The 17,846-nt window shown below is 70.2% G+C and carries 18 protein-coding genes; 14 read left to right on the top strand and 4 right to left on the bottom strand.

Annotation, left to right across the window (positions count from 1 at the left end; all coding sequences use genetic code 11):
- Positions 1-569 precede the first annotated feature (569 nt).
- Together ACWD3I_RS27395 and ACWD3I_RS27390 are read right to left on the bottom strand one after the other, a co-directional pair.
- Entirely contained in the window at positions 570-1,889 is a 1,320-nt protein-coding gene (locus tag ACWD3I_RS27395; RefSeq protein ID WP_365407952.1) for a D-arabinono-1,4-lactone oxidase, read from the bottom strand.
- Positions 1,849-3,090: an MFS transporter gene (locus ACWD3I_RS27390; protein WP_365407955.1), complete on the bottom strand. Its 1,242-nt coding sequence runs from the start codon at positions 3,088-3,090 to the stop codon at positions 1,849-1,851. Before ACWD3I_RS27390 ends, ACWD3I_RS27395 begins: the two co-directional genes overlap by 41 nt.
- Before the next feature lie 176 nt (positions 3,091-3,266).
- Between ACWD3I_RS27390 and ACWD3I_RS27385 the strand changes: the two genes are divergently transcribed.
- Both ACWD3I_RS27385 and ACWD3I_RS27380 read left to right on the top strand, forming a co-directional pair.
- Positions 3,267-4,394 carry a ferrochelatase gene (locus tag ACWD3I_RS27385; protein ID WP_365407958.1) on the top strand — a complete coding sequence of 376 codons (1,128 nt, stop codon included), beginning with the start codon at positions 3,267-3,269 and terminating at the stop codon, positions 4,392-4,394.
- 8 nt (positions 4,395-4,402) lie between these two features.
- On the top strand, positions 4,403-5,218 hold the full coding sequence (locus ACWD3I_RS27380; RefSeq protein WP_365407961.1) for an inositol monophosphatase family protein: 816 nt from the start codon (positions 4,403-4,405) through the stop codon (positions 5,216-5,218).
- An 82-nt stretch (positions 5,219-5,300) separates the two neighbouring features.
- On the opposite strand, the gene ACWD3I_RS27375 is transcribed toward ACWD3I_RS27380, so the two are convergent.
- Positions 5,301-5,465, bottom strand: a complete 165-nt coding sequence (locus ACWD3I_RS27375; RefSeq protein ID WP_199924513.1) for a hypothetical protein — start codon at positions 5,463-5,465, stop codon at positions 5,301-5,303.
- A gap of 438 nt (positions 5,466-5,903) precedes the next feature.
- On the opposite strand from ACWD3I_RS27375, the gene ACWD3I_RS27370 reads away from it, so the two are divergent.
- The 4 genes from ACWD3I_RS27370 to ACWD3I_RS27355 all read left to right on the top strand — a co-directional run bounded on the left by ACWD3I_RS27370 (position 5,904) and on the right by ACWD3I_RS27355 (position 9,441).
- Positions 5,904-6,557 (top strand): response regulator transcription factor, encoded by a 654-nt coding sequence (locus ACWD3I_RS27370; RefSeq protein ID WP_046257092.1) that lies wholly within the window; start codon positions 5,904-5,906, stop codon positions 6,555-6,557.
- A gap of 6 nt (positions 6,558-6,563) precedes the next feature.
- Positions 6,564-7,802, top strand: a complete 1,239-nt coding sequence (locus tag ACWD3I_RS27365) for a sensor histidine kinase (RefSeq protein WP_365407965.1) — start codon at positions 6,564-6,566, stop codon at positions 7,800-7,802.
- Between the two features lie 393 nt (positions 7,803-8,195).
- Entirely contained in the window at positions 8,196-8,492 is a 297-nt protein-coding gene (locus tag ACWD3I_RS27360) for a DUF4193 domain-containing protein (RefSeq protein ID WP_005481602.1), read from the top strand.
- Between the two features lie 13 nt (positions 8,493-8,505).
- A complete protein-coding gene (locus tag ACWD3I_RS27355) occupies positions 8,506-9,441 on the top strand; it encodes a hypothetical protein (protein ID WP_365407969.1) in 936 nt (311 codons plus the stop codon).
- 68 nt (positions 9,442-9,509) lie between these two features.
- On the opposite strand, the gene ACWD3I_RS27350 is transcribed toward ACWD3I_RS27355, so the two are convergent.
- Entirely contained in the window at positions 9,510-9,971 is a 462-nt protein-coding gene (locus ACWD3I_RS27350) for a DUF3093 domain-containing protein (protein ID WP_365407972.1), read from the bottom strand.
- 58 nt (positions 9,972-10,029) lie between these two features.
- Here ACWD3I_RS27350 and ACWD3I_RS27345 point away from each other — a divergent pair, with 58 nt between their 5' ends.
- The 8 genes from ACWD3I_RS27345 (at position 10,030) to ACWD3I_RS27310 (ending at position 17,845) form a co-directional block, all read left to right on the top strand.
- Positions 10,030-10,614 carry a PaaI family thioesterase gene (locus ACWD3I_RS27345; protein WP_365407975.1) on the top strand — a complete coding sequence of 195 codons (585 nt, stop codon included), beginning with the start codon at positions 10,030-10,032 and terminating at the stop codon, positions 10,612-10,614.
- A complete protein-coding gene (gene dut, locus ACWD3I_RS27340) occupies positions 10,611-11,162 on the top strand; it encodes a dUTP diphosphatase (protein WP_365407978.1) in 552 nt (183 codons plus the stop codon). Before ACWD3I_RS27345 ends, dut begins: the two co-directional genes overlap by 4 nt.
- 1 nt (position 11,163) lies before the next feature.
- The gene (locus ACWD3I_RS27335) at positions 11,164-11,931 is read left to right on the top strand and encodes a DUF3710 domain-containing protein (RefSeq protein WP_307024912.1); all 768 of its coding nucleotides are present in this window, start codon (positions 11,164-11,166) and stop codon (positions 11,929-11,931) included.
- A gap of 160 nt (positions 11,932-12,091) precedes the next feature.
- A complete protein-coding gene (locus tag ACWD3I_RS27330) occupies positions 12,092-13,258 on the top strand; it encodes an alginate lyase family protein (protein WP_365407981.1) in 1,167 nt (388 codons plus the stop codon).
- A 70-nt stretch (positions 13,259-13,328) separates the two neighbouring features.
- On the top strand, positions 13,329-14,021 hold the full coding sequence (locus tag ACWD3I_RS27325; RefSeq protein ID WP_365407984.1) for an ABC transporter ATP-binding protein: 693 nt from the start codon (positions 13,329-13,331) through the stop codon (positions 14,019-14,021).
- A gap of 153 nt (positions 14,022-14,174) precedes the next feature.
- Complete coding sequence (locus ACWD3I_RS27320; RefSeq protein WP_365407987.1) at positions 14,175-16,718, top strand: sensor histidine kinase KdpD; 2,544 nt, start codon at positions 14,175-14,177, stop codon at positions 16,716-16,718.
- Positions 16,715-17,401, top strand: coding sequence for a response regulator (locus ACWD3I_RS27315; protein WP_365407990.1), 687 nt, complete (start codon positions 16,715-16,717; stop codon positions 17,399-17,401). The genes ACWD3I_RS27320 and ACWD3I_RS27315 overlap by 4 nt, the downstream gene beginning before the upstream one ends.
- A gap of 45 nt (positions 17,402-17,446) precedes the next feature.
- Complete coding sequence (locus ACWD3I_RS27310) at positions 17,447-17,845, top strand: OB-fold nucleic acid binding domain-containing protein (RefSeq protein ID WP_046257102.1); 399 nt, start codon at positions 17,447-17,449, stop codon at positions 17,843-17,845.
- Position 17,846: the final 1 nt, after the last annotated feature.

The raw sequence follows: 17,846 nt of genomic DNA, 5'->3' as shown, positions 1-17,846 counted from the left end.
TGCAGCCTGCCACAACCTTGCCGAGTTGCCCGGCGTGTCGGGCACGGGCCCTGGATCGCCGTTATGGCACGGTTACCTATTCGCAACGCTAAGTGACCAACTCCGTCACCCTGTGCAACTAGCCCCCTCCTGGCGGTCCTTGGAGCCGCGGACGCCCTGGCGGGAGACCGGATCCAGGGCTCGCAACAGTACTCCATTTGGACCACGTGCGTGGATTGGCGCGCCGCCCAACTTCTGGCAACAGACCGGACTTGACGGCCTCTCGCGCGAATTTGCGGATCTTGAACGTGGCGTACTTCACGGAATCACCAGAAACGGAACTACTGGTTTCGTGCGTACGTCCTTTTCTCGTGCAGTTGGTTGGTCAAGTGCGGGAAAGCAGGCAAGATCCAGGAATGCGCGGAAGGTCCGATATCGGGAAAGGGGACGGTCTGTCGCGGACTCCTCGTCGTCCTCGAAGTCCGGTGACGGCACGCCCACTTCGAGCGGCACGTCATCGGACAGAGGTACGGGCTCCAGCTCGACGCGGACACCCACGTCTGTGCCGACACCCAGCGGGTCCGAGGGCGCTACGACCCCAACACCCTCCGCAAGTAGTCGTTCTGGAACCGACGATCAGGATCAAGCCGATCCCGCAGAGCGGTGAACTCGGCGAAGCGGGGATAGACCCCGGCGAAGTACTCGGCGTCGCGCGTGTGCACCTTGCCCCAGTGCGGACGCCCCTCGTGCGCGGTGAAGATGCGCTCGGCGGCGGTGAAGTACGCCTGGTAGGGCGTGCCCTTGACCATGTGCACGGCGATGTAGGCGCTGTCGCGGCCCGACGCAGTGGACAGCGTGATGTCGTCGGCCGGCGCGGTGCGCACCTCGATCGGGAAGCTGACCTTGAGGCCGGAGCGCTCGACCATGGTCCTCAACTCGCGCAGCGTCTCGGCGACGGCCTCGCGCGGGACGGCGTACTCCATCTCCACGAAGCGCACCCGGCGCGGTGATGTGAAGACCTTGTAGGGGATGTCCGTGTAGGTCCGCGAGGACAGGGCCTTGCTGGAGATCCGGGCGATCGTCGGGATCGTCCCGGGCGCCGCGCGGCCGACCCACTGGGCGACCTGGAAGACACCGTTGGAGAGGAACTCGTCCTCGATCCAGCCCTGGAGCTGCGGCACCGGCTTCTCCGGGCCCGCACTGCGGTTGTTGCGCTTGGTGTTGGTGCTGCCGGTGTGCGGGAACCAGTAGAACTCGAAGTGCTCGTTCTCGGCCCACAGTTCGTCGAAGTCGGCGAGGACCTTGTCGAAGGGCATCGGCTCCTCGCGAGCCGTCAGCAGGAAGATGGGCTCCACGGCGAAGGTGATCGCCGTGACGATGCCGAGCGCGCCGAGGCCGATGCGGGCGGCGGCGAAGACCTCGGGGTTCTCCTTCTCGGAGCAGGCGAGCACCGAGCCGTCGGCGGTGACCAGTTCCAGACCCTTGATCTGGGCGGCGATCGAAGCGGACTCACGGCCGGTGCCGTGCGTGCCGGTGCTGGTGGCGCCGGAGACGGTCTGCTCCATGATGTCGCCCATGTTCGTGAGCGACAGGCCCTCCCGCGCGAGAGCCATGTTGAGCCTCTTGAGCGGGGTCCCTGCCTCCACGGTGACGGTCCCGGCCTCACGGTCGATGTCGCGGATACCGGTCAACAGTTGAGGGCGGATCAACACACCGTCGGTGGCGGCGATCGAGGTGAAGGAGTGCCCGGTGCCGACGGCCTTCACCTTCAGGCCGTCCGCGGCCGCCTTCCGTACGGCGTCCGCGAGTTCCTCGACCGAGGCCGGAGTGACCTCCCGCGCGGGACGGGCGGCGACGTTTCCACCCCAGTTACGCCACGTGCCGTTCTTCCCGCTCGCTGTGCTGCTCAACGGTGCCTCCCCGACCCGGAGCCGGCCCCTTGAGCCGGCGGTACCCCAGAAAACCGACCGCGACCGCGACGGCCCCGGACACCGCCGGAACCCCGTACCCGGCGCGCGCCCCGGCCGCGTCGATGACCCAGCCGGCCGCGGAGGAGCCGAGTGCGACCCCGACCGCGAGCCCGGTACTGATCCAGGTCATGCCCTCGGTCAGCTGCGCGCGTGGTACGTGCTGCTCGATGAGGGACATCGTGGTGATCATCGTGGGAGCGATGGCCAGGCCCGCAAGGAACAGCGCCACGGCCAGAAACGGCAAGTTTCCGACCAGTAGGAGGGGGATCATACTCACGGCCATCGCGCATATGCCCAGCAGCCAGCGAGGTTCGGGCGCCCCCTTGAAGTGCAGCAGCCCGAAGACGAGGCCGGCCGCGCAGGAGCCCGCCGCGTACAGGGCGAGCACGATGCTGGCGGCGCCCTTGTGGCCCTGCTCGTCGGCGAAGGCCACGGTGACCACGTCGACGGCGCCGAAGATGGCCCCGGTCGCCACGAAGGTGGCCACCAGGACCTGGAGCCCGGGGGAGCGCAGGGCGCTGCCGCCGTCGCCGTGCTTCTCGCGCGGGTGCGGCGCGGGCTCGGTGGCGCGCTGGGCGGTCAGCCAGAAGACGCCGACCGCCAGGAAGCAGGCGGCGAGCAGCGGCCCCGCCTCCGGGAACCACGCCGTGGACAGCCCGATCGAGATGATCGGCCCGAAGATGAAGCAGACCTCGTCGATCACCGACTCGAACGAGTACGCGGTGTGCAGCTGCGGCGTCCCGCCGTACAGCGCGGCCCACCGCGCGCGGATCATCGCGCCGATGCTCGGCACGCACCCGATGCCCGCGCTGAACACGTACAGCGTCCAGTCGGGCCACCTGTAGTGCGCCGCGAACAGCAGCCCGGCCGCCGAGACGAGCGCGATCAGCGTCGCCGGCCGCAGCACCCGCCGCTGCCCGTGCTGGTCCACCAGCCGCGAGACCTGGGGACCTGCCACCGCCGCGGCCAGCGCCATGGTGGCCGACAGCGCGCCGGCGAGCCCGTACCGCCCGGTGAGCTGGGAGACCATGGTCACCACGCCGATGCCCATCATCGACAACGGCATCCGGCCGAGGAACCCCGCGGCGGAGAAGCCCTTGCTGCCGGGGGCGGCGAACAGGGCGAGGTAGGGGCTCGGCACGAGGGCCTCCGGTCGGACGGGATCGGCTGTGGATGCCGACAGTCCAGTAAGGCGTGAAGGCGGCGGATACAGCTTACGAGTTAGGTGACCCTAATGCACCTGGCGGGCCGGTCCCGGAACTCCGTCCGTCACCCCACCGTTTCCCGGCTGTCAGTACCGGATGACAGGATCGACCCATGCGAGACGCGCTCGATGCCACCCCCTACGACGCCCTGCTCCTGCTCTCGTTCGGCGGCCCGGAGGGCCCGGACGACGTCGTCCCGTTCCTGGAGAACGTGACGCGAGGGCGCGGCATCCCCAAGGAACGCCTGAAGGAAGTCGGGCAGCACTACTTCCTGTTCGGCGGGGTCAGCCCCATCAACGACCAGAACCGCGCCCTGCTGGACGCCCTGCGCAAGGACTTCGCCGACCACGGCCTGGGCCTGCCGATCTACTGGGGCAACCGCAACTGGGCCCCTTACCTGACGGACACCCTGCGCGAGATGGTCGCCGACGGGCACCGCCGCATCCTGGTCCTCGCCACGAGCGCGTACGCCTCGTACTCGGGCTGCCGCCAGTACCGGGAGAACCTCGCCGACTCGCTGGCGGCGCTGGAGGCCGAGGGCGTCGAGCTCCCCCGGATCGACAAGCTGCGGCACTACTTCAACCACGAGGGCTTCCTGGAGCCCATGATCGAGGGCGTCCTGCGGTCCCTCGCCGACCTCCCCGAGGCCGTCCGGGACGGCGCGCACCTCGCCTTCTCGACCCACTCCATCCCGAACGCGTCGGCGGACACCTCCGGCCCGGTCGAGGACCACGGCGACGGCGGCGCGTACGTGGAGCAGCACCTGGAGGTCTCGCGGCTGATCGCCGAGGCGGTCCGCGAGCGCACCGGTGTGGACCACCCCTGGCAGCTCGTCTACCAGTCCCGCTCGGGCGCCCCGCACATCCCGTGGCTGGAGCCGGACATCTGCGACCACCTGGAGGAGCGCCACGCGTCCGGCGCCCCCGCGGTCGTGATCGCCCCCATCGGCTTCGTCTCCGACCACATGGAGGTCCTGTACGACCTCGACACGGAGGCCAAGGCCAAGGCGGAGGAGCTGGGGCTGCCGATGCGCCGCTCGGCCACGGTCGGCGCCGACCCGCGGTTCGCCGCCGCGATCCGCGACCTGGTCCTGGAGCGATCCGCGGTCGAGCGCGGCCAGGAGGTCACGCCCTGCGCACTCGGCGCACTCGGCGCGAGCCACGACCTCTGCCCGATCGGCTGCTGCCCGTCCCGTGCCCCCCACCCCGCCGCCGCGGGCGTCGACAGCCCCTACGCGTGAGGAACCCCGTGACCGCCCCTCTGCACACGGAACTGCTTCGGCTCGCCCAGGAAGCCGCCCACAGGGCCGGTGCCCTCCTGAGGGACGGCCGCCCGGCCGACCTGGCGGTGGCCGCCACCAAGTCGAGCCCCATCGACGTGGTCACCGAGATGGACATCGCGGCGGAGAAACTGATCACCGACCTGATCGCCTCCCACCGCCCCGACGACGGCTTCCTCGGCGAGGAGGGCGCCTCCAGCGAGGGCACGAGCGGCATCCGCTGGGTGATCGACCCGCTCGACGGAACGGTCAACTACCTCTACGGACTGCCCACTTGGTCCGTCTCCATCGCGGCCGAGCAGGACGGCGAGACGGTCGTCGGAGTGGTGGCGGCCCCGATGCGCGGCGAGACGTACCACGCGGTGAAGGGCGAGGGTGCCTGGGCCACGGGCGCGTGGGACGGCGAACGCAGGCTGGCCTGCCGCCCGGCACCGCCCCTGGACCAGGCCCTGGTCTCGACGGGCTTCAACTACGTCCTGGAGGTCCGGGCCCACCAGGCCGAGGTCGCCCAGAAGCTGATCCCGCTCCTCCGGGACATCCGCCGCAGCGGATCGGCGGCGGTGGACCTGTGCGACGTGGCCGCGGGCCGCCTCGACGGCTACTACGAACGCGGCCTGAACGCCTGGGACCTCGCGGCGGGCGACCTGATCGCCCGGGAGGCGGGCGCCCTGACCGGTGGACGCCCCGGAGAACGCCCCGCACGGGATCTGGCGATCGCCGGCACCCCGGGCGTCTTCGAGCCCCTCCAGCGGCTCCTGGAGGACTTCGGCGCCTGGCACGACTGACGGGCACCGACGGAGCGCAAGCCAGTGGGCCCCGGTGCTGGATTCACCGGGGCCCACGGTCGTGCTCAAAGCCGATCCGACGCTATGCGCTGACCTCCACGCCATGCTCGGCGGCGAGGCGGCGCAGGTCTTCGAGCTCGCCCTGCTCCACCTCGACGAGGAAGTCGTCGCCCTCGTTGCGAGCCCGCGTCAGGTCGGTCTCGGTCGCCCTTATGCGCTGCAGAAGTCCTGCGGTGAATGCGTCCATGCTGCGCCCCCTCGTCCTGGGTCGTGGGTCGGTGGCACGGGGGTGTGCCGTTCGGAAGGGGCGATCACGCCTCCAGCAGATGCCCAGCGCTGCCCTGCTGGGCGGCGGCGGCGCCGGACACCCACGCCCGCTCTGCGGAAAGCGGATTGCGGTGTACCGCATGGTGCTGCGGCACATGCAGAGCGTGATCGCGGGGTGTAAAGCCGTCCTCCCCGCGCTCTCTTCCACGGAAACCTCAACCCGACGAGAAAATCTCGCATTCCCCGGCTTCACACCTGACCTTCACCCGGGCTCACACCTGGCCTTCAGACGGCCCTTCCCCGCCTTACAGCCGACTTATGGCCGAAAAGGGCAGGATGGAGGTCAACACACTCACCAAGGCCCCTGCCCGCGTGCCCCAGAAGCGCTACGCGGGTGGACACAGGAAGGACAAGCGACGTGCGCGTACTCGTCGTCGAGGACGAGCAACTGCTCGCCGATGCGGTGGCCACCGGACTGCGCCGGGAGGCCATGGCCGTCGACGTCGTGTACGACGGTGCGGCCGCCCTGGAGCGCATCGGCGTCAACGACTACGACGTGGTCGTCCTCGACCGTGACCTCCCGCTGGTGCACGGCGACGACGTCTGCCGCAAGATCGTCGAGCTCGGCATGCCCACACGCGTGCTGATGCTCACGGCGTCCGGCGACGTCAGTGACCGCGTCGAGGGCCTGGAGATCGGCGCCGACGACTATCTGCCCAAGCCCTTCGCGTTCAGCGAGCTGACGGCACGCGTGCGTGCCCTCGGCCGCCGCACCAGCATGCCGCTGCCGCCCGTCCTGGAGCGCGCCGGCATCAAGCTCGACCCGAACCGCCGCGAGGTCTTCCGGGACGGCAAGGAGGTGCAGCTCGCGCCCAAGGAGTTCGCCGTCCTGGAGGTGCTGATGCGCTCCGAGGGCGCGGTCGTCTCCGCGGAGCAGCTCCTGGAGAAGGCCTGGGACGAGAACACCGACCCGTTCACCAACGTCGTCCGGGTCACCGTCATGACCCTGCGCCGCAAGCTGGGCGAGCCGCCCGTCATCGTCACCGTGCCCGGCTCCGGCTACCGGATCTGATCCGCCGTGGCCGCCGCACCCGCGCCTCCCGGGGCGCCTCCGAAGCCCACCTGGGACCCGCGGCGGGTCGAACCGCCGTTCCCCTGGCTGCGCCCGACCATCCGCATACGGCTCACGCTGCTGTACGGCGGCATGTTCCTGATCGCCGGCATTCTGCTGCTGTCGATCATCTACCTGCTGGCCGCGAACGCGCTGAACGTCGGCAGCGACCTGCCCTTCAAGGTCGTCACCGGCACGGTGTCCAGCGAGAACTGCAACATCGTGTCCACCCAGCTGCCGGCGGCCGAGCTCAACCACGCGCTCAACGAATGTGTGAACGAGCAGCGCCAGCACGCCCTCGACAACCTCCTCAGCCGCTCTCTCCTCGCCCTGCTCGGCCTCGCGATCATCGCCTTCGCGTTCGGCTACGCCATGGCCGGCCGGGTCCTGTCCCCGCTGGGCCGGATCACCCGGACCGCACGCGCGGTGGCCGGCTCGGACCTGGCCCGGCGGATCGAGCTGGACGGCCCGGACGACGAGCTGAAGGAGCTGGCCGACACCTTCGACGACATGCTGGAGCGCCTGGAGCGGGCCTTCACGGCCCAGCAGAGGTTCGTCGGCAACGCCTCGCACGAGCTGAGAACGCCCCTCGCGATCAACCGCACGCTGCTCGAGGTGCATCTCTCCGACCCGGGCGCCCCGGTGGAGCTCCAGCAGCTCGGCAAGACGCTGCTGGCCACCAACGAGCGCAGTGAGCAGCTCGTGGAGGGCCTGCTGCTGCTCGCCCGCAGCGACAACCAGATCGTCGAACGCAAGCCCGTGGACCTCGCCGAGGTCGCCGAGCAGGCCGTCGACCAGGTGCACGCGGAGGCCGCGGCCAAGGGCGTCGTGATCCGCGGCGAGCGGCAGTCCGCGGTCGTCCAGGGCAACGGCGTGCTGCTGGAGCGGATCGCGCTGAACCTCGTTCAGAACGCCGTGCGGTACAACGTGCAGGAGGACGGCTGGGTCGAGGTCACCACCGAGGTCCTGCACGGGCAGGCGGTTCTGGTCGTGTCGAACACGGGCCCGGTCGTTCCGGCGTACGAGATCGACAACCTCTTCGAGCCGTTCAAGCGGCTCCGGGGTGCCGATCGCACCGGCAGCGACAAGGGTGTCGGTCTCGGACTGTCCATCGTCCGCTCGGTTGCCCGGGCGCACGGCGGGCACATCTACGCACAGCCGCGCGAGGGGGGAGGCCTCGTGATGCGGGTCACCCTGCCGATCTGAGATCATGTCGCCGACACACGGGGATGTTCGCTTTGCGCGGAATTTTCTGGGCACTCGTCGAGCTGTCCCGTGTGTGATCGATCACAAGGGCGAATTTCCGGCCATCTACTGTCAGTGATCAGGAATGCTGCCGGAAAGCCGGGAAAGTCCGGGTTTTCGAGGGGCTTGATCACGGGAAGTACACGGTGAGACGCCTTTGAAGTGCGGCATTCGGACCGTGTACGGTCCCCATCGCCATCCCAGCCGATCACTCATGAGGAGTCCGGTTGGGTGTCGATTGAGTAACAGACCTTGATGTGAGGCAAAATCTCCGCCTCGGGTCGGGCACAAGTCCGGCCTCTCACGCGTTACGTGCGCTGGAGACACCGCAGACACCCAGAGGGGGAGAGCGACATGGCAACGGATTACGACACCCCACGCAAGACCGACGACGACGTCGACTCGGACAGCCTTGAAGAACTGAAGGCTCGCCGGAACGACAAGTCGACCTCCGCAGTGGATGTCGACGAGTTCGAAGCCGCCGAAGGCCTCGAACTGCCCGGCGCGGACCTCTCGAACGAGGAGCTGGCCGTCCGGGTACTGCCCAAGCAGCAGGACGAGTTCACTTGCATGAGCTGCTTCCTGGTGCACCACCGCAGCCAGCTGGCCCGAGAGAAGAACGGTCAGCCGATCTGCCGCGACTGCGACTGAGGGCGGGTCGGCCGTGACTGGCTCGACCCCTCCTTGGAAGCGCCGCTCCCCCCTGCCGGGAGCGGACCAAGGGCCGTCCGACGGCCCTCACGGTGCGCGTGACGACGAGCGGGGCTCATCAGGTACGGGAGCCTCGCTCGAACCCGCGGCCGCCCGGGGTGACCTCCCGGCGCCCGCGGACCATCCCGCGCCCGTCGCCAGGCGACGGGTCGCGGTGATGCGCGACAAGGTCGGGGAAGGCGTCCGCAAAGGCGGTAGCCGCGCCAGGGCGGGCTTGGCGTACCTCGCCGACCGGATCATCGACAACGCCCCGCGGATCCCCGTACGCGACCTCCAGGCGCTCCGCAGGCAGTTCCCGGGCCTCGGGCCCGAGCAGCTCGCCGACAAACTCGTGGCGGGCGCCGCGAACGCCTCCTCGACCGTCGGAGCCGGGGTCGGCGCGGCGGCGATGCTGCCTGTCCCGCCGGCGATGCCGACGGAGCTGGCCGCGGAGATCACCGGGGTCGCGGCGATCGAGCTGAAGCTGATCGCCGAGCTCTACGAGGTCTACGGCGTGCGACCGCCGGGCGGTCTCAAGGACCGCAGCACCGCGTATCTGAACTCCTGGTCGGGAGAGCGCGGCATCGACGTGACCAAACCGTCGACGATCAACTCCGCCCTCGGTGGCCCGATGAAAGCTCAGCTGCGGCAGCAGATCATGAAGCGGATGGTCCGGAACCTGCCGAACCTGATGCCGTTCATGGTCGGCGCGGCCGTGGGCGCGGTCATGAACCGCAGAGACACCAAGAAGCTCGCGGCACGCATCCGCGCGGACCTGCGCAAGATGCAGGTGCCCTGGGAGGCACTCGACGCGCTCCCGCCGCTGGAGGCGCCGGCGCATCCCCTGGAGATCGGGGACATCGCGAAGGAACTCGGGCGGGGACACGGCGAGGGCCGCGGAACCCGGTAAGAGTTCCGTGAGATTCCGGGACCCCTGAGAAAGCGGGTCTGCGCGGAGTGAAACCTCGCGCGAACGTTCTAGGCGGCGTCCCGCGCCTGCTTGATCGCCTCCGCCAGCCGCTCCGGCTCCCGCGTCGACAGATACAGGTACGGCGTCGGGTCCTGAGGGTCCGTGACCTCCACGCGCAGCGCCGTCGGGATGTAGGCGCGCAGCAGCAGGAAGGCGCGGGTGTCGGCCTTGTACGTGCGCCAGGCGCGCGCCTCCTCCGCGTCCAGTACCTCCGCCGCACCCAGCGCCGTGACCGGGATCTTCGCCTCGCCGGCGATCAGCGAACCGCCCACCACACGGATGCGGAGCGCGCCGTACGAGCTGGCGGCGACGGCCGCGACCGCGGTGCCGCCGACCAGGCCGCCGAGCAGCGGCAGCGTGCCGAACGGCAACAGGATCAGAGCGAAGGAGACCCCCACCAGGAACGAGATGAGCCACCACGAGCGGGGGGCGGTGAGGCGTTCTTCGTAGGGGGCGGCGGAGAGCTGCATGGAGCCAAGCTTGGCACGGTGTGAGACGAAGGCCGACGCGCGGGTAAGGTCTGCGGCTGTGAGTGGTAGTTCCGCAGCTCTTCAGCCTCCCGCCGACGCCGTGCAGCCGGTGCGTCACCCCGACGCGCCCGCACCCGGCGAGCTCCTCGGCGCGCACTACGGCCAGTGCTTCGGCTGCGGCGGCGAGCAGGCCCACGGACTGCACCTGGAGGCCCGGGCAGGCGAAGGGGTCTCGGTCACCGCCGAGTTCACCGTGCGGCCCGCCCACCAGGGCGCACCGGGCCTGGCGCACGGCGGTGTGCTCGCGACCGCCCTCGACGAGACCCTCGGCTCGCTGAACTGGCTGCTGCGGACGATCGCGGTGACCGGACGCCTGGAGACCGACTTCGCGCGGCCCGTCCCGGTGGGGACGGTGCTGTATCTGGAGGCCGAGGTGACGGCCGTCGCGGGACGGAAGATCTACTCGACCGCCACCGGACGGATCGGCGGCCCCGACGGGCCCGTCGTCGTCCGTGCCGAGGCGCTCTTCATCGAGGTGAAGGTCGACCACTTCATCGACAACGGCCGCCCGGAGGAGATCCGGGCCGCCATGGACGACCCGGACCAGGTCCGGCGTGCCCGTGCCTTCGAGGTGAACCCGTGAGCCGTGAACCCCTGAGCGTGCTGATCCGGCGCGTCGACCCCGACGTACCGCTTCCGTCGTACGCGCACCCCGGCGACGCGGGAGCCGATCTGCGCACCACCGAGAGCCGTGAACTGAAGCCGGGCGAGCGGGCCGTGCTGCCCACCGGGGTGTCTGTGGCGCTCCCGGAGGGGTACGCGGCCTTCGTGCACCCCCGATCAGGCCTCGCCGCCCGCTGCGGTGTCGCTCTCGTGAATGCCCCAGGGACGGTTGATGCCGGGTACCGTGGGGAGATCAAGGTGATCGTGGTGAATCTCGACCCGCGCGAGGTGGTGCGGTTCGAGCGCTTCGACCGGATCGCCCAACTGGTCGTCCAGCAGGTCGAACGGGTCCGCTTCCAGGAGGTCGCGGAACTTCCCGACTCGGCGCGGGCCGAAGGGGGCTTCGGGTCCACCGGAGGCCATGCCGCGGTGGCCGGGGCAAGCAGCACAAGCGGTCAGGCCGCCGACGGCGGCACAACGGGTGGGAATCGATACGCTTCGGTCGTATCCGACCGGGAAGGACAGTGACGTGTTCGGACGTCGCAAGAAGAAGGGTGCCGCCGAGGACGCGGCCGGCGAGGCCGAGCAGGTCGTCGACAGTGTCGACACTGAGGCGGACGACGAGGACGGCGCGCGTGAGCGCGTGAGGCTCGAGCCCGAGCCGCGGCCCGACGGGCCCTGGGACGACACCGAGGTGCGCGAGCCCGGCGAGGGCCGCGTGGACCTGGGCGGACTCTTCGTGCCCGGCGTCGACGGCATGGAGCTGCGGGTCGAGGTCGCGGGTGACGCGATCGTCGCGGCGACCGTCGTGCTGCGCGACAGCGCCGTGCAGCTGCAGGCCTTCGCCGCTCCCAAGCGCGAGGGCATCTGGGGCGAGGTGCGCGAGGAGATCGCCACCGGCATCACCCAGCAGGGCGGCATCGTCGACGAGGTCGAGGGTCCGCTGGGCTGGGAGCTGCGGGCCCAGGTGCCGGTGCAGCTGCCGGACGGCACGGGCGGTTTCCAGGTCGTGCGGTTCGTCGGTGTGGACGGTCCGCGCTGGTTCCTGCGCGGTGTGATCTCGGGCCAGGGCGCGGTGCAGCCGCAGGCCGCGGGTCTTCTCGAGCAGATCTTCCGGGACACGGTCGTGGTCCGCGGCGAGGGCCCGATGGCCCCTCGCGACCCGATCGTCCTCAAGCTGCCGAACGACGCCCAGATGGTCCCCGAGGGCGTCCAGCAGCAGGAACAGGAGGGCTCCCGCTTCTCCGGCGGCATGGGCCAGCTCCAGCGCGGCCCGGAGATCACCGAGGTCCGCTGAGCGTCGTAGAACCGCAAGGGCCGCACCCCCACCGGGGGTGCGGCCCTTTCTCGTGCGCGGACCCTTGACGGCACATTGGTCTGTACCTACCGTCTCCGGCCAACGCGTCTGTTCATAAAGGCGCTTAACGTTCACATACGAGAACGGAAGGCCCCCACGTATGCGCAGAACCGCTCTCCTCGCCGCCGTCGCCGCGCTCGTCGCCGGTGCCCTCGCCTGGCCCGCCGATGCCGCCCCCGCCACCTTCGCCCACCCCGGAGTCACCGTCTCCAAGGGTCAGTTGGACTTCGCCCGATCCAAGGTCAACGCCGGCGCCCAGCCCTGGAAGGGCGCCTACGACCAGATGATGGCGAGCAGGTACGCCGATCTGAACCGCACGCCCAAGCCCCGCGCGGTCGTCGAGTGCGGTTCGTACTCGAACCCCAACTACGGCTGCACCGACGAGCGCGAGGACGCGATAGCCGCGTACACGCAGGCGCTCGCCTGGTACATCACCCGCGACGAGCGCTACGCGAAGAAGTCGATCCAGCTCATGGACGCCTGGTCGGCGGTCATCACGGACCACACCAACAGCAACGCGCCCCTCCAGACCGGGTGGGCCGGCTCCTCCTGGCCGAAGGCGGCCGAGATCATCAAGCACACGTACACGGGCGGCTGGGCCAACTCCGGGCGCTTCGCGACCATGCTCCGCAACGTCTACCTTCCGGAGATCATCAACGGCTCCAACTCCAACGGCAACTGGGAGCTGTCGATGATGGAGGCCGCCGTCGGCGTCTCCGTCTTCCTGGAGGACAGGGCGTCGTACGACAAGGCCATGGCGAAGTTCCGCACCCGCGCCGCCGCCTTCGTCTACATCGCCTCCGACGGCGATCTGCCGAAGACCGTGCCGAGCCAGAACCTCGACACCCGGGACAAGGTCGTCAAGTACTGGCAGGGGCAGTCCACCTTCGTCGCCGGCCTCACCCAGGAGACCTGCCGCGACCTCACGCACACCGGGTACGGCATCTCCGCGCTCTCGCACGTCGCCGAGACCAGCCGCATCCAGGGGCAGGACCTCTACGGCACCGACGTGGGCGAGCGGCTGCGGCAGGCGCTCGGGTTCCAGGCCAAGTACGAGCTGGGTACGGCCGTGCCGAGCTGGCTGTGCGGTGGGGCGCTGCATCTGGGTCTCGGGCCGGTCACCGAGGTCGGCTACAACGCCCTGCACAACAGGCTTGGCATGGCCATGACTAACACACAGGCGCTGACCGAGCGGAACCGCCCGGCCGGCAGCAACAACCTGTTCGTGGCCTGGGAGACCCTCACCCACGGGGACAACCTGAGCTGAAACCGTTGATCGGCCGGGCGTGCGGTGGGGATACTGGCGCCCGGTCGAAGGCTTCACGGGGGAGCGTCAGATGAGCCAGGTGGTCACCGAGACCATGGTGCGGGTCGAGAACGTCCACAAGTCCTTCGGGCGCGGAGCCGGCGTCGTCCACGCCCTGCGCGGGGTCTCCCTGGAGGTGCCGCGCGGTGAACTCGTCGCCCTGAAAGGACGGTCGGGGTCCGGGAAGACCACGCTCCTCAACATCGTCGGCGGACTCGACACCTCGGACGAGGGGCGCGTCGAGGTCGACGGCCGCGACCTCGCCGGGCTCGACGAGGACGGGCTGCTCGCCCTGCGCCGCGACAGCATCGGCTTCGTCTTCCAGTCCTTCGGGCTCATCCCGATCCTCACCGCCGCCGAGAACGTCGGTGTCCCGATGCGGCTGCGCCGGGCCGAGGCACGCGCGCGTGAGGAGCGCGTCGAACTGCTGCTGTCCCTGGTGGGCCTCGCCGACCACGCGGCACAGCGGCCCACCGAGCTCTCCGGCGGCCAGCAACAGCGCGTCGCCATCGCCCGCGCCCTCGCCAACAGCCCCTCGCTCCTGATCGCCGACGAACCGACCGGCCAGCTCGACGCGGAGACCGGGCACGCCGTGATGGAGCTGCTGCGGGCCGTCGTACGCAGCGAGAACGTCACCGCACTGGTCGCCACGCACGACGCGACCCTGCTGGATCTCGCCGACCGGGTGCTGGAGCTGGGCGACGGGGAGATCGTCGAGGTCTAGACGGGGAGACCGTGGCGGTCCGGCCGCCGCGGGTGTGCCGTCAGGGTTGCGTCAAAGACGACCCCGGCGGCGCCCCTCCGTCCCGTTTGCCGCGATTGCTGGTCGTAAGGTCGACGCTGCGCAGGCAGTAATGACCGGAAGACAATGGGACCCATGGGACGCGGCAGGCTTCGGATCTACCTCGGTGCGGCACCGGGCGTCGGCAAGACGTACGCGATGCTGTCCGAGGGGCACCGCAGGATCGAGCGGGGCACCGACTGCGTGGTGGCGTTCGTCGAGCACCACGGTCGGCCCCGCACCGAGGTGATGCTGCACGGTCTGGAGCAGATCCCGCGCCGGGAGCTGGCGTACCGGGGGAGCGCCTTCACCGAGATGGACGTGGACGCCGTACTGCGCCGCGCCCCCGCCGTCGCCCTGGTGGACGAACTCGCCCACACCAACGTCCCCGGCTCGCGCAACGCCAAACGGTGGCAGGACGTGGAGGAGCTCCTCGCGGCCGGGATCGACGTGGTGTCGACCGTCAACATCCAGCATCTGGAGTCGCTGGGGGACGTCGTCGAGTCGATCACCGGGGTACGGCAGCGCGAGACCGTGCCGGACGAGGTGGTGCGGCGGGCGGATCAGATCGAGCTTGTCGACATGTCGCCGCAGGCGCTGCGGAGGCGGATGGCGCACGGCAACATCTACCGGTCCGACAAGGTCGACGCGGCGCTGTCGAACTACTTCCGGCCCGGGAACCTCACCGCTTTGCGGGAGCTGGCGCTGCTGTGGGTGGCGGACCGGGTCGACGAATACCTCAAGCAGTACCGCAGTGAGCACCGGGTGTCGAAGATCTGGGGTTCGCGCGAGCGGATCGTGGTCGGGCTGACCGGCGGTCCGGAGGGGCGGACGCTGATCCGGCGGGCCGCGCGGCTGGCGGAGAAGGGGGCGGGCGGGGAAGTGCTGGCCGTGTACATAGCCCGCAGCGACGGACTCACCGCCGCCTCGCCCAAGGAACTCGCCGTCCAGCGCACCCTTGTCGAGGATCTCGGCGGCACCTTCCACCACGTCGTCGGCGACGACATACCCGCGGCGCTGCTCGACTTCGCACGCGGCGCCAACGCCACCCAGATCGTCCTCGGGTCCTCTCGCCGCAAGACCTGGCAGTACGTCTTCGGCCCCGGTGTCGGCGCCACGGTGGCCCGCGAGTCCGGACCCGACCTGGACGTCCACATCGTCACCCACGACGAGGTCGCCAAGGGGCGCGGACTGCCCGTCGCCCGGGGCGCGCGGCTCGGGCGGGCCCGGATCATCTGGGGCTGGGCGGTCGGAGTGGCCGGCCCGCCGGTCCTGGCCGTGCTGCTCAGCACCGTCGACCTCGGCCTGGCCAACGACATGCTGCTGTTCCTGACCGTGACGGTCGCGGCCGCCCTGCTCGGCGGACTGGCGCCCGCGCTGGCCTCGGCCGCGGTCGGCTCCCTGCTGCTGAACTACTTCTACACACCGCCCCTGCACCACTGGACCATCGCCGACCCCAAGAACATCGTCGCCATCGCGATCTTCGTCGGCGTCGGTGTCTCGGTCTCCTCGGTGGTCGACCTCGCGGCCCGGCGTACGCACCAGGCGGCGCGGCTGCGGGCCGAGTCGGAGATCCTCTCCTTCCTCGCGGGCAACGTGCTGCGCGGCGAGACCGGTCTGGAGGAACTGCTGGAGCGGGTCCGGGAGACCTTCGCCATGGAGTCGGCGGCCCTCCTGGAGCGCGTGAGCGATGTCGAACCGTGGACCTGCGCGGGCCGGGCCGGGCTCGGGCGCCCGGTGGAGCGGCCGGAGGACGCGGACGTGGACGTGCCGGTCGGCGACCACATGGCCCTCGCACTGACCGGACGGGTGCTGCCCGCGGAGGACCGCCGGGTGCTGGCCGCCTTCGCCGCGCAGGCGGCCGTCGCGCTGGATCGGCGGCGGCTCCAGGAGGAGGCCGACCAGGCCCGCACGCTGGCGGAGGGCAACCGGATCAGGACGGCGCTGCTGGCCGCCGTGAGCCATGATCTGCGGACGCCGCTGGCCGGGATCAAGGCGGCGGTGTCCTCCCTGCGGTCCGATGACGTGGCGTGGTCCGAGGAGGATCAGGCGGAGCTGCTGGAGGGCATCGAGGAAGGGGCCGACCGACTGGACCACCTCGTCGGGAACCTGCTCGACATGTCCCGGCTCCAGACCGGCACCGTCACCCCGCTGATCCGGGAGATCGACCTCGACGAGGTCGTCCCCATGGCGCTGGGCGGGGTGCCCGAGGACAGCGCGGAGCTGGACATTCCCGAGACGCTGCCCATGGTCGCCGTGGACCCGGGGCTGCTGGAGCGGTCCGTGGCCAACCTCGTCGAGAACGCCGTCAAGTACAGCCCGCCCGGTGAGGCCGTCCTGGTGTCCGCCAGCGCCATCGCCGACCGGGTCGAGGTCCGGGTGGTCGACCGCGGCCCCGGCGTCCCCGACGAGGCCAAGGAGCGCATCTTCGCGCCCTTCCAGCGGTACGGCGACGCCCCGCGCGGCGCCGGGGTCGGGCTGGGCCTCGCGGTGGCCCGTGGTTTCGCCGAGGCGATGAGCGGCACGCTGACCGCCGAGGACACGCCGGGCGGCGGCCTGACGATGGTCCTCACGCTCAGGGCGGCAGGATCGCAGCCTGAGCCACAACCGGTCGTACAACCCGAAAGGCAGGTCACATGACCCGGGTGCTCGTGATCGAAGACGAGCCGCAGATCGTGCGCGCCCTCGTGATCAACCTCAAGGCCCGCAAGTACGAGGTCGACGCGGCCCACGACGGCGCCACCGCCCTCGAGCTGGCCGCCGCCCGCCACCCCGACGTGGTCGTCCTCGACCTGGGCCTGCCCGACATGGACGGCGTCGAGGTGATCCGGGGACTGCGCGGCTGGACCCGGGTGCCGATCCTGGTGCTGTCCGCCCGGCACTCCTCCGACGAGAAGGTCGAGGCCCTCGACGCGGGTGCCGACGACTACGTCACCAAGCCCTTCGGCATGGACGAGCTGCTGGCCCGGCTGCGGGCGGCGGTCCGGCGGGCCGAGCCGGTCGGACCGGGCGAGGGCGACGTGACGACGGTGGAGACCGAGGAGTTCACCGTCGACCTCGCCGCGAAGAAGGTCAACCGGGCCGGCAAGGACGTACGCCTGACCCCCACGGAGTGGCATCTGCTGGAGGTGCTGGTGCGCAACACCGGTCGTCTGGTCAGCCAGAAACAGCTGCTCCAGGAGGTGTGGGGACCCTCGTACGGAACCGAGACGAACTACCTGCGCGTCTACATGGCACAACTGCGCAGGAAGCTGGAGGCGGACCCCTCGCACCCCAGGCACTTCATCACCGAACCCGGTATGGGCTATCGGTTCGAGGGCTAGTACCGCGGGTACGAACGTGTCAGTGCACCCCGGTACGCTTCACATATGAGTGCTGTTCCGCGTTCCGAAAAGCCGGTGGGCCGGTTCCGGCGCATGCTCGACAGGCTCTCCTCGTCCCAGGAGGACCTGGAGTCGGAGGAGCTGCGGGAGGACGCCGAGACCGCAGGCTGCATCAAGATCGGTGACTGCCACGACCGACAGATCGTGACCGTTACTGGTACCTTGCGCACGGTCACGCTGCGCCCGAGAGCCGGTGTCCCCGCGCTGGAGGCCGAGCTGTTCGACGGCTCCGCCGCACTGGACGTGGTGTGGCTCGGCAGGCGCTCCATCGTGGGGATCGAACCGGGGCGCAAGCTGATCGCGTCGGGCCGGATCTCGATGAGCCGGGGCCGCCGGGTGCTGTTCAACCCGAAATACGAACTGAGACCCCTCGGTAGGGAGTAGC

The organism is Streptomyces sp. NPDC002817 (assembly GCF_053592055.1).
This window is presented reverse-complemented; position numbering and strand designations above follow the sequence as displayed.